11 protein-coding genes are annotated in these 11,949 nt (G+C 70.6%); 7 read left to right on the top strand and 4 right to left on the bottom strand.

Annotation, left to right across the window (positions count from 1 at the left end):
• Positions 1-6 precede the first annotated feature (6 nt).
• From sp36 to KGQ19_RS24755, 4 genes are read left to right on the top strand one after another with little or no spacing between them, the layout of a single operon-like run.
• On the top strand, positions 7-189 hold the full coding sequence (gene sp36, locus KGQ19_RS24770) for a Sp36 family protein (protein ID WP_212012193.1): 183 nt from the start codon (positions 7-9) through the stop codon (positions 187-189).
• Between the two features lie 3 nt (positions 190-192).
• A complete protein-coding gene (locus tag KGQ19_RS24765) occupies positions 193-651 on the top strand; it encodes a RidA family protein (protein WP_212012191.1) in 459 nt (152 codons plus the stop codon).
• 41 nt (positions 652-692) lie between these two features.
• Positions 693-1,562, top strand: coding sequence for an NUDIX hydrolase (locus KGQ19_RS24760; protein ID WP_212012189.1), 870 nt, complete (start codon positions 693-695; stop codon positions 1,560-1,562).
• Between the two features lie 13 nt (positions 1,563-1,575).
• Positions 1,576-2,382: an MBL fold metallo-hydrolase gene (locus KGQ19_RS24755; RefSeq protein ID WP_230419352.1), complete on the top strand. Its 807-nt coding sequence runs from the start codon at positions 1,576-1,578 to the stop codon at positions 2,380-2,382.
• A gap of 72 nt (positions 2,383-2,454) precedes the next feature.
• Here the strand turns inward: KGQ19_RS24755 and KGQ19_RS52050 are convergent, their stop codons facing one another.
• Complete coding sequence (locus KGQ19_RS52050) at positions 2,455-2,856, bottom strand: WhiB family transcriptional regulator (RefSeq protein WP_212012187.1); 402 nt, start codon at positions 2,854-2,856, stop codon at positions 2,455-2,457.
• 384 nt (positions 2,857-3,240) lie between these two features.
• Here KGQ19_RS52050 and KGQ19_RS24745 point away from each other — a divergent pair, with 384 nt between their 5' ends.
• Both KGQ19_RS24745 and KGQ19_RS24740 read left to right on the top strand, forming a co-directional pair.
• Positions 3,241-5,481 carry a transglycosylase domain-containing protein gene (locus tag KGQ19_RS24745; RefSeq protein WP_212012185.1) on the top strand — a complete coding sequence of 747 codons (2,241 nt, stop codon included), beginning with the start codon at positions 3,241-3,243 and terminating at the stop codon, positions 5,479-5,481.
• A gap of 151 nt (positions 5,482-5,632) precedes the next feature.
• Positions 5,633-6,574 (top strand): hypothetical protein, encoded by a 942-nt coding sequence (locus tag KGQ19_RS24740; protein WP_212012183.1) that lies wholly within the window; start codon positions 5,633-5,635, stop codon positions 6,572-6,574.
• Here the strand turns inward: KGQ19_RS24740 and KGQ19_RS24735 are convergent.
• The 3 genes from KGQ19_RS24735 to KGQ19_RS24725 are packed head-to-tail and all read right to left on the bottom strand — an operon-like array spanning position 6,507 to position 10,288.
• Complete coding sequence (locus tag KGQ19_RS24735; protein WP_212012181.1) at positions 6,507-7,274, bottom strand: SDR family NAD(P)-dependent oxidoreductase; 768 nt, start codon at positions 7,272-7,274, stop codon at positions 6,507-6,509. The genes KGQ19_RS24740 and KGQ19_RS24735 overlap by 68 nt on opposite strands.
• A 2-nt stretch (positions 7,275-7,276) precedes the next feature.
• The gene (locus KGQ19_RS24730; RefSeq protein ID WP_212012179.1) at positions 7,277-8,701 is read right to left on the bottom strand and encodes a hypothetical protein; all 1,425 of its coding nucleotides are present in this window, start codon (positions 8,699-8,701) and stop codon (positions 7,277-7,279) included.
• Between the two features lie 57 nt (positions 8,702-8,758).
• Positions 8,759-10,288 (bottom strand): YfcC family protein, encoded by a 1,530-nt coding sequence (locus tag KGQ19_RS24725; protein WP_212012177.1) that lies wholly within the window; start codon positions 10,286-10,288, stop codon positions 8,759-8,761.
• 81 nt (positions 10,289-10,369) lie between these two features.
• On the opposite strand from KGQ19_RS24725, the gene KGQ19_RS24720 reads away from it, so the two are divergent.
• Positions 10,370-11,949: CocE/NonD family hydrolase (locus tag KGQ19_RS24720; protein WP_212012169.1), on the top strand; the 1,580-nt coding region annotated here is incomplete at its 3' end.

The following is an 11,949-nucleotide window of genomic DNA, read 5'->3' as shown; positions in this document are numbered from 1 at the left end:
TGCGTCATGACGCAGCGCCAAATTGGAAGTCGTTGGGAATACGCGACAGTGCCGCTCCTCGTCCACGCGACGAAGCAGATCCTCGACACCTGGGGAGAGGACGGCTGGGAACTGGTCCAGGTCGTCCCCGGCCCGAACCCGGACCAGCTGGTCGCCTACCTGAAGCGTCCGAAGACGACGGAGTCCTAAGACATGACCCACCCCGAAGACAAGCTCACCGAGCTCGGCCTGAAGCTGCCCGAGGTGGCGGCCCCGGTCGCGGCCTACATCCCGGTGCTGCGCAGCGGCAACCTGGTCTACACCTCCGGCCAGCTGCCGATGGTCGAGGGCGCGCTGCCGATGGTCGGCAAGGTCGGCGCCGAGGTCAGCCCGGAGGACGCCAAGGCCCTGGCGCAGCGCTGCGCGCTGAACGCGCTGGCCGCGGTGAAGTCCGAGATCGGCGACCTGGCCAAGGTCAAGCGGGTCGTGAAGGTGGTCGGGTTCGTGGCCAGCGCCCCGGACTTCACCGGTCAGCCCGGGGTCGTCAACGGTGCCTCGGAGCTGCTCGGCGCGGTGTTCGGCGAGGCCGGCCGGCACGCCCGCTCGGCGGTCGGCGTGGCGGTGCTGCCGCTGGACGCGCCGGTCGAGGTCGAGCTGACCGTCGAGATCTGAACCGAACCGGCGGCGGGGGACCAGGGCAGGAAGGGAAACGCATGTCGCAGCAAGGCGGGGACTACATAGCCCCGACCGGCAGCCGGCTCAGCGCGCCAGTGCCGGAGGGCTGGGAAGCGCAGATCACCGCCTACGAGCGCGGCGAGTTCAGCCCGGTCTCCCCGAAACACGCCGCGACGGTGGTGCTGCTCCGTGACGGCGCGGGTACCCCGCCGGACGTCTACCTGCTCAAGCGGGCCGCCTCGATGTCCTTCGCGGGCGGCTTCTACGCCTTCCCCGGCGGCCGGGTGGACCCGCGCGACGCGGACGCCGACATCGCCTGGGCCGGACCGTCGGCCGCGCAGTGGGCCCGGCGGTTCGGCAGCGACGAGGCCGAGGCCAGAGCCCTGCTGTGCGCGGCGGTCCGGGAGACCTTCGAGGAGTCCGGGGTGCTGTTCGCCGGGGCCGACGAGCACTCCGTGGTCGCCGACACCACCGACGAGGGCTGGGAGGCCGACCGGCGGGCCCTGGTTTCACGGGAAACATCGCTGGCCGGGTTCCTCGCCAAGCGCTCGCTGGTGCTGCGTACCGACCTGCTCGGCGGCTGGTCCCGCTGGATCACCCCGGAGTTCGAGCCCCGGCGCTACGACACCGCGTTCTTCGTCGCGGCGCTGCCGGCCGGCCAGCGGACCCGGGACGTGTCGGGGGAGACCGAATCAACCATCTGGATGCAGCCCCGACAGGCTATTGACGACCACATCGCGGGCCGGGCCCTGATGCTGCCGCCGACCGTCACCACGCTGCGCGAGGTGCACGGCTTCGGCACCGCCGAGGAGGCGGTCGCCAGTGCGGCCGACCGGCCGCTGAAGCCGATCATGGCCACCGTCCGGAAACACGACGACGGCAGCTGGCATCTGGAATGGGAACTGTGACGGCGGGGCGACGATGACCGACCTGATGAAGCCGGGAGTCCACCCGGAAGCCGGGACCGAGCGCGCGACGCTGATCCTGGCCTCGAACGCGAACCCGATGACCCTGGACGGCACCAACACCTGGCTGCTCGCCGAGCCCGGAGCCGGCCGCGCCGTGGTCGTCGACCCGGGACCGCTCGACGAGGAGCACCTGCGGCTGGTCCTGGCCACGGCCGAGGAACGGGACCTGCGGATCGGGCTGATCCTGCTCACCCACGGCCACTTCGACCACTCCGAAGGCGCGCCGCGGCTGGCCGAGCTGACCGGCGCCCCGGTGCGCGCGCTGGACCGGCGGTTCCGGCTCGGGGACGAAGGACTGGTCGGCGGCGATGTGGTGGCGATGGACGGGCTGCGGCTGGACGTGGTCGCCACCCCGGGCCACAGCGGCGACAGCCTGTGCTTCGTCCTGCCCGACGACCGCGCGGTGCTGACCGGCGACACCATCCTGGGCCGGGGCACGACCGTGGTCGCCCATCCCGACGGGCGGCTGGGGGACTACCTGGACTCGCTGCGCCGGCTGCGTGATCTGGCCGCCGCGCACGAGGTCCAGACCGTGCTGCCGGGGCACGGCCCGGTACCGGCCGACGCGCTGGGCGTCGTCGAGTTCTACCTCGAACACCGCCGACAACGGCTGGACCAGGTGCGGGCGGCGCTGGCGGCCGGTGACCGGAGCGCCGACGACGTGGTGGCCCGGGTGTACGCCGACGTGGACCCGGCGGTGCGGTTCGCGGCCGAGATGTCGGTACGGGCCCAGTTGGAATACCTCAACGCCGACGGCTGAGGATGGGCAGGAGGTGAGCGGGCCCGTCAGGGCCCGCACGATCATCACTGCCAGTGAGTCTGCGGATGCTCCTCAGGCCCGGCCGAACGAACCGGCCTCACTGCGCTGCCGCGGGATCGCGGCCTGCGCGGCCGCGGTGGCGAAGCGTGGGTCGACCTCGGTCGTGTTGAGGTCGCCTCCGTTCCGCTCGGCTCCGTTGCGCTCGTAGTGCTCCTTGGCGGCCTCCAGGAACTGCCGCCAGGAGCGCACCTCGGGGCGTCGCCGGAGCAGCGCGCGGCGCTCCCGCTCGGTCATCCCGCCCCAGACCCCGTACTCGACGCGGTTGTCCAGCGCGTCGGCCAGGCACTCGGTGCGCACCGGGCACCCCGAGCACACGGTCTTCGCCCGGTTCTGAGCTGCTCCCTGCACGAACAGCTCATCCGGATCCATGCCGCGGCACGCCGCCACAACGGTCCAGTCCTCTACCCAGCTCATCGCCGGTGCCGTCCTCTCGCAAAGATCGAGCTCCCCCAACGGCGGAGCCGACAGCGGCCCTTCCCCTACCAACCCCACCGACCGCGCACCGTCGGCGTCCGCGGACCCGGACGCTGCTGGTGTACCGGCCGGCGTCGGTCGCCCCCCGGACCGACCGGAGGTCGGGCCCGAAACACGTCCGCGCTGGTGGAAGGGTCATTCTCGGCAGCCAATCAGCACAATACGGAAGATCCCGAGAGCGCAACAGTCCCCGATGTACTCAATTCCTATGGTCCTTTGTGACTAGATCGCCGCAGATGCCGCACCCACCCGGTGCCGGACGCGACCACCCGGCCGCCGCCACCGGCCCACCAGGGCCGAGGTTGACGTCGTAGTCTGTCCCCCATGGCTTCGCACCCGCCCCGGCCCTTCCGCGGCAGCGGTCCCCTGCGCGCCCTGTTCGGCCTGTTGATGATCAGTGCGCTGGCCGGCGTGCTGGTGGCCGGAATGGCACTGCCCTTCGTCGGCACCGCGGGGCTGGCCGCCAAGAGCGCATCGGACCACTTCGAGGACATCCCGGACGACCTGAAGACCCCTGACCTGCCGCAACGCTCGCAGATCCTGGCCTCCGACGGCTCGGTGATCGCCACCGTCTGGGGCGACTTCGGCAACCGGGTGATCGTGCCCTTCAACGCCATCAGCCCGAACGTCTGGCAGGCCCTGGTGGCCACCGAGGACTCCCGGTTCTTCCAGCACGGCGGCATCGACATCAAGGGCACGCTGCGGGCGTTCGTCTCCGACATGGGCGGGTCGAACCAGGGCGGGTCCTCGATCGCGCAGCAGTACGTGAAGAACGTCCTGGTGCTGGAAGCCGGCAACGACAAGGCCAAGTACGCCGACGCCACCGGCGACTCGCTGGCCCGCAAGATCCGCGAGCTGAAGTACGCGATCGCCGTGGAGCAGAAGTTCTCCAAGGACGAGATCCTGGAGCGCTACCTGAACCTGGTGCCGTTCGCCGAGAACATCTCCGGCATCGAGACCGCCGCCGAGCGCTGGTTCGGGGTGCACGCCAGCCAGCTCACCGTGCCGCAGGCCGCGACCCTGATCGGGATGCTGAAGAACCCGGTCGCCTACGACCCGGCCGAACACCCGATCGCCGCCACCGACCGGCGCGACACGGTGCTGGACCGGATGGCCGACCCGACCGTCCGCTACATCACCCCGCAGCAGGCCGCGGCCTACAAGGCGATGCCGCTGGGCGTGAACCTGCAACCGCAGCACTCGGGGTGCATCTACGCCTCGGGCAGTTCCGCCTTCTTCTGCGAGTACATCGAGCAGGAGATCCTGAACGACCCGATATACGGAAAGACCAAGGCCGACCGCGCGGCCTTCTTCAACCGCGGCGGCCTGACCATCAAGACCACCATGGACCCGAAGGCGGAGGCCGCCGCCCAGAAGGCGATCAACGACAACGTCCTGGCCACCGACCAGCCGGGCGCGGCGATCGCGATGATCCAGCCGGGCACCGGCCAGATCAAGGCCATGGCGCAGAGCCGGAACATGGGGACCGGCGAGGGTGAGACCTATCTGAACCTGGCCGCCGACCCCGCGCACGGCGGCGGCAACGGGTACCAGGCCGGCTCGACCTTCAAGTCCTTCGTCGCGATGTCCGCGCTGGAGAAGGGGCTGACCCCGCAGTACGTCCAGGACCTGCCGTACCAGATCGACGAGACCCAGAGTAAGTTCTCGGTCTGCGACAACCCGGCGGGCTTCACCCAGGACAAGACCTGGAAACCGACCGACGAGACCCAGCAGGAAGCGGGTCCGCAGACCATGACCAGCGCGTTGTGGAACTCGGTCAACAACTACTTCGTCAAACTCGAGGAGCAGACCGGCATCTGCGAGCCGGCCCGGCTGGCCGCGGCCGCCGGCCTGACCATCGACAGCGACGACGGCACCGGCAAGCGGCTCCAGCAGATCGGTTCGTTCACCCTGGGCACCAACCAGGTGACGCCGATCGCGATGGCCAACGCCTACGCGACCTTCGCCGCCCACGGCACGTACTGCAAGCCGACGGCCATCGCCTCGATCACGGACACCTCCGGCAAGCAGTACCCGGTCGCCACCCCCGACTGCCACCAGGCCATCGACCCGTCGCTGACCGACCAGCTGACCGGAATGCTCCAGGGCGTGGTGGACAAGGGCACCGCCTCCAAGATCCGCGACTACTTCTCCGGTCCGGCCGCCGGTAAGACCGGTACCAACGACAGCCGCCTGATGACCTGGTTCGACGGCTACACCCCGAACCTGGCCGCCGCGGTCTGGGTCGGCGAGGTCTCGCCCAAGGCCGGGGACAAGGGCCTGGTGAACGTGAAGATCCACGGCCAGTACTACCCCGCGGTCTGCGGCGGCTGTCTGGCCGCGCCGATCTGGGGCGAGGCGATGAACGGCGCGCTGGCCGGCACCACGGTGCCCGGCTTCTCGATGCCGGAACTGCCCGGCGACATCCCGCCGCCGACCCAGCCCACGCCGCCGCCGACGACGGGTCCGCCCGGCCAGACCACCGGCGGCCCCGGCGGCCAGCCGGGCGGCCAGGACGGCGGCCTCACCGGCGGCTTCATCGGCGGTCTGGGCGGACAGCAATAAGGCAGCGACAAACCGGCTAAAAGGATCTCGACGGGGCGTGCAACCAATCGGCTGCGCGCCCCGTCGAAGTTTCATGGACAGACGTGGATCCGCCGGCGGACCCGCCGGCCAATCAGGGAAGCGACGGCATCCGGCCCGAGGCTGGATCGGCATGGGACTGGCGGCGGTGGCCGTCGCCGCCGGGGCGGCGGCCGGGGCTCAGGCCTCATCGGCCTCCGCGACCGGCTCGGCGCCGCCCGGTGGCGAATCGGCCGCGGCGCCGGTGGCATTGTCCTCGGCGAACGATCCGCACGAGGTCGCAGCCGAGCGCGAGGCCGCCCGGATCGTCACCACGTTCCAACTCCCGCCAGGCGCGACCAAGGCTTCGACCCGGCCCGATCCGGTGCCGTCCGGTTTGCAGGGCCCGCCGCTGCGGTCCGCCGCCGCGACCCAGGCCACGGCGGTCGCCTGGTACTACAGCCCGGAATCCCCGGACCAGGTACTGGCCTGGGTGCGGGCCCACCCGCCGACCGGATCATCGTGGTCGGGATCGGGCAGCGGCTCGGTCGGACCGAGCTTCCTGACCTTCTCCTACCCGACCCCGCAGAGCTCGCTGATCGTGACGCCGCAGAGCGGCCCGGACGGCCGGACGGTCATCCGGCTCGACGCCTCGGTCATCTGGAATCCGCTGCGGGACCAGTCGACGCTGCTCGGCTCCGGCGCGACCTCGGTGTCCGTGGTCACCACGAACCAGCTGAACCCGCGTCAACCGCTGCCCGCCGACGAAGCGGTCGTGAAGACGAGCACCGATCCGGCGGTCATCCACAAGGTCGTGGATCTGCTCAACGCCCTGCAACCGCCGATCCCGGAAACCCGGAACTGCGCGATGGACGACGGCACCCGGGTCCGGATCACGCTGCCGGGACTGGCGACGGTGGACGCGGACCCGGTCGGCTGCGACGAGGTCACCGTCACCCCGCAGGGCGGGGCGCCGGAGAACTTCGCCGGCGGCGACCTGGTGCCCCGGGTCTACGCGTTGTTCGGCGTCACTTGGAGCCGATCGTCAGATCTCCCAGCAGGTACTGGAACGACCGGGGCATTCGGGACCCGGTGACCGTCGCCAGCGCCATCACCCGGCTGGAGATCCGCACCGGCTTGCCGGCCGCGACCGCGGCCAGCCCGCGCGCGACGATCGACTCCGGCGACTGCCAGAACAGCTTGGGCAGCCGGTTCTCGAAGCCGTGGTCGGTGAGCGGCGTCGGCGAGGGGCCGGCCACCAGCGCTGTGACGTGCACGCCGCGGCGGCGGGTCTCCCGGTGCAGGTTCTCGCTGAACGCCAGCACGAACGCCTTGGTGGCGCCGTAGGTCGTGGCCCGCGGCGTCGGCGAGACGGCGGCCAGCGAGGAGAGGTTGAGGATGCCGCCGTGGCCGGCCTCGATCATCCGCGGCAACGCGGCGTGGCTGAGCCGCAGCAGGGCCGTGACGTTCAGATCGACGTGGTTGATCTGGCCCTCGACCGGCATCTTGGCGAACTCGCCGGTCAGCCCCACCCCGGCGTTGTTCACCAGCAGGTCGACCGGCTTCGCGGTGTCCCGCAGGCGCTCCTCGACCACGGCCAGCCCGGCCGGGTCGGTCAGGTCGGCGGGCAGGACCTCGGTCTCGGTGCCCAGTTCGGCGGCCAGCTTCGCCAGCCGCTCCCCGCGCCGCGCGACCAGCACCAGCGCCGTGCCGCGGGCGGACAGCTGCCGCGCGAAGTGCTCGCCGAATCCGGACGACGCCCCGGTCACCAGGGCTCTGGCATACGTCTGCTTCATCGTCACACCGGCTGGTCGACGTGGTCGGTACGGAAGGCTATCGCCGCGCGGCCGGCCGGGTCGAACAGGTCCAGCAGGCCGGTCAGCGGCTCGTCGGGGACGTCGGGCGTCCACAGCTCCAGCGCCATCTCGCCGTGGTAGAGCATCTGCCAGCGTACGTAGGAGCGGGAGTCGGCGGCGTCGTTGATCGCCTGCGAGCGCCGCACGGTCGCGGCGGCGACATCCACCATCAGGTCGGTCCCACAGCCGAAGCCGTAGGGGTACAGGGCGCGGTCCGGCGGGATGCTCTCGATCAGCGTGTCGTCCGCCTCGTCGACCCCGACGTGCGCGTGCAGGCCGCCGCGCACCGAGGGCACCTCGACGGTGCCGTTCGGGTCCGGGCGCCATATACCGCCGGCGTCCTTACTCACCTTGATCTTCGGAGCCGCGGCCATCAGCGAGCACACTTCCCAGGCCTCGACCGACGGGCCCTTCTGCCCCGCGCCACCCACTTCGAGCAGCCGCAGCCGGCCGCCGTCCAGCTGGTGGTCCACGACCACGACGTCCTCGGGCCGCAGGTCCCGCTTGTCGACCTCGAAGCTGCCGGACGCGGTGACCACCAGCGCCTGCAGGTCGGGGTCGAAGACGAACATCATGCCCTCGCTGAACCCCTTGATGCCGAGGTAGCGCTGGTAGGCGGCGGCCATGGTGACCGACACGTAGTCGGAGACCCGGTGCGGCGGGGGGAGCAGGCCGAGCCGGCCCATCCGGCGCCCGGCGGTGACCAGCACCCGCGGGGACAGCGCGGCCTCGAAGGAGTCGGTCGGCACCGAGTCCGGGACCCGGTCCAGCCGGTCGTTGACCTCGGTGGCACAGGCGGCGGCGACCAGCCGGTCGCGGATGTCGCGCACCACATCGGTGGTCACCGAGGGGTGGCCGCCCTCCATGGTGCACAGGGTGGCTTCCAGGATCTCGCCGGTCTCCGGATCCGGATACACGAAGAGCGTCTTGGGCGCCCCGACCCGGGCCATCAGCACCCGGGCCAGCTGCACCACTTCCAGGTGCTTGGCGCCGGCCAGCGGTTCGTCGACTTCGAAGACCCCGACCAGGTTCCGCACCCCGCCGCGCACGTCGCCGGTGCGCCGCAGGCTCACCATCAGCGGCGGGTACTGCTCGACCACCCGGTCCAGCAGCGATCCGGGACCGGCCGGCACGGGTATGTGCACCAGCAGCACGTCGAGCTCGACGCGCTTGCCGGCGCCGGACACCGAGATGGGCCGGCCCACCTCGTGGCCCTGGTCGGCGAACGCCTTGCACAACTCGTCGAGGAACGACTGGACCGGCCCCTGACCCGGGGCGACGGCGTCGACACGGCAGATCCGCCACCAGGGGAGCGCCGCCAGATCGAAGCGGTCCACCCCGTCGGCGCCATGCAAGAGATCGAGCATGGACCGTACGCTACCCGAGCGACGGGGATTACCCCATTAGGGTGAGAACTTTCACGGCTAACCGATCGCCGCGCCGGCCGCCAGGAAGCCGCAGATCAAGACGAACATCACAGCCAGGTACGGCAGGATGAACCGGATGTACTTGTCATAGCCGACCTTGGCCAGCGTCAGCCCGCCCATGATGACCGCGCTGGTCGGGACGAACAGGTTCATGAAGCCGTTGGAGACGCACCACGCGGTGACCACCAGCGACTTCGGCACGTTGGCGAACGCGGCCAGCGGCGCCATGATCGGCATCACCAGGGTCGCGTGCCCCGAGGTGGACGGGATCAGGAACGCCAGCGGCAGGTTCACGACGAACACCAGGATCGAGAAGACCGCCGAGGTGGTGCCGTGCACGGCGCCCTCCAGCGCGTGCAGCACGGTGTCGGTGATCTTCGCGTTGTTCATGATCACGGTGATCCCCCGGGCCAGCGCCACCACCAGCGCCGGCGAGATGAAGTCGGCGGCCCCGGAGATGATGGTCCCGGTCAGCTTGGCCTCGCTCATCCGCCCGACCACTCCGATCACCACGCCGCCCAGCAGGAACATCGCGGCCAGCTGCGGGAACGACCAGTCCAGCTGCCAGGAGTAGGCGGCCGCGTCCGACTTGCCGGTGATCACCGAGGCCCAGGGGATCACCGAGAAGATCATCAGCGCGAAGGTCAGGCCGGTCACGGCCAGCGCGGCCTTCTGCGTTCCGGTCAGCGGCTCCGGCTCGTCGGCCGATTCGGCCGCCACATCGTGGTCGCCCGGCAGGAAGCCGACCACCGAACGGTCCGGGGTGGTGCGCACCCGTGAGGCGTAGCGGACCACGAAGGCGATCGTCACCGCGGTGAGCACCACCAGCATCAGCCCGCGCAGCACGATGCCGTCGCCGATGGAGATCCCGGCGGCCGCGGATGCGACCCCGATGGCGAACGGGTTCACCGTCGAGCACAGCACGCCGACGCCGGAGCTGAGCAGGATCGCGGCCACGGCCACCATCCGGTCGTAGCCCAGGGCCAGGGACAACGGCACGATCAGGCCGTAGAAGCCGAGCGTCTCCTCCGACCAGCCCTCGACCGAGCCGAGCAGCGCGAACACCGCCATGATCGCGATGATCAGCAGCGCCCCGCGGTCCCGGAGCCGGTGCGCCAGCCGGCCGATGCCGGTGTCCAGCGCGCCGGTGGCGAACAGGACGGTGATGAAGGCGCCGATGGCCAGCACGAAGAAGAACACGCCGACGCTGCCGTAGAGCGAGCCGTCGTTCTCGGTGGAGACCTGGCCGCTCTTCGCGTCCAGGAGCCCGTACAGGCCGTTGACCGGCGACATCGCCAGGTTGCTGAGTCGGCCGCCGAAGGACAGCGGGGAGGAGATGCGGTGGTAGGTGCCCTGGACCGGATTGCCGGCCTCGTTCTTCTGGTACTCCCCGCTGGGGATGAAGAACGCCGCGATCCACACCAGGACGGTCACGATCGCCAGGACCGTCATCGCGCTGGGGAAGGGCCGCTTGCGTGCGCCGCCGGTCTCCTGCTCGTCGTGCTCGCCCTGCTCGGTGTCCGTCATGCACCGAATGTCACAGAAAGCGAGCATCGAATGGGTGAGGCTCGCAAGCCGGTGCGCTTTCCGGGTGGAACTTTGGAACGCATGAGCCACCCGGTCCGCGTCCTGCGTCATGTGTGGATCCCGATGCGCGACGGCGTACGGCTGTCGGCACGGATTTGGTTGCCGGCGGACACCGAGGAGCCACAGCCGGCCGTAATGGAATACATCCCATACCGGAAGAACGACGGCACCGCGCCCCGCGACCTGACCCTGCACGCGGCCTTCGCGGCGGCCGGCTACGCGGCGGTCCGGGTCGACAACCGCGGCAGCGGCGACTCCGAGGGCATCATGCTCGACGAGTACCACCCCACCGAGCAGGACGACGCGCTGCAGATCCTGCAATGGCTGGCCGCGCAGCCGTGGTGCGACGGCAGCGTGGCGATGATCGGCAAGTCCTGGGGCGGCTTCAATGGCTTGCAAGTCGCGGCCCTGACCCCGCCCCAACTGAAATGCATTATCACCGTCTGCTCCACCGACGACCGCTACGCGGACGACGTCCACTACCTGGGCGGATCGCTGGTCGCCTCCGAGGCGCTGCCGTGGGCCTCGACGATGCTCTGCTACAACGCACGGCCGCCGGACCCGGACGTCGTCGGCCCGGGCTGGCGCGCCGAGTGGTTTCGGCGGATGGACCGGACGCCGTCCTACATCGGCACGTGGCTGGCCCATCAAAGGCGTGACGACTACTGGAAGCACGGCTCGGTGATCGAGGATCCCTCGGGCATCAAAGCGGCGGTGCTGGTGGTCGGCGGCTGGGCCGATCCCTACCGCGGAGCGGTGTTCCGCCTGCTCGACGAACTCACCCCGCTGGGCACTCCGGTCAAGGGTCTGATCGGCCCCTGGGCCCATACATATCCGCACCAGGCGAGCCCCGGACCGGCGATGGATTTCATCGGCGAATGTTTGAAATGGTTTGACCGGTTCCTCCGCGAAAACGCGGACCGGGATGAAGAACTGCCCGCGCTGCGGGCTTGGATGCCGGACCCGGCGCCCTTCGGCTCAGACCTCGACGAACGACCGGGACGCTGGGTGGTCGAGCCGACCTGGCCGCCGCGGAACGCTGAAAACGCGGACCGGCACTCTTGTCGTTTGATCGGCCGCCACCTGCACCTGCACGAACCCACCGCCGGCTCCCTGACCGCCACCGGCGACGAAGCCGTCCTGCGCTCGCCCCTGGCGATCGGCTCCGCGGCCGGCAACGTCCTGCAGTTCGGCGACCTGGCCGGCCGCCCCGGCGACCAGGGCGCGGACGACGGCCGCTCGCACACCTTCACCTCGTGCCCGCTCCCCGAACGCCTGGAGATCCTCGGCCCGGCCGCCGTCGAACTCCTGGTCGACGCCGACCAGCCGAGCGCCCAACTGGCCGTCCGCCTCTGCGAGGTCACCCCCGACGGCGCCTCTCGCCTGGTCACCACCGGCGCCCTGAACCTGACCCACCGCACCGGCCACGAGGAGCCAGAAGCACTCCAGCCCGGCCAGCCCTACCACGTCACCATCCCCCTGTTCGCCACCGGCCATGCCTTCGACCAGGGCAACCGCATCCGCCTGACCGTCTCAGCCTCCTTCTGGCCCTGGCTCTGGCCCTCCCCCGCCCCCACCGCGGTCACCATCCACCCCGAAGG

This window comes from Catenulispora pinistramenti (assembly GCF_018274385.1).
In the GTDB taxonomy this organism is placed as follows: Bacteria; Actinomycetota; Actinomycetes; order Streptomycetales; family Catenulisporaceae; genus Catenulispora; species Catenulispora pinistramenti.
Note: the sequence above shows the minus strand (reverse complement) of the source record. Positions and strands in the feature narration are given on the sequence as shown.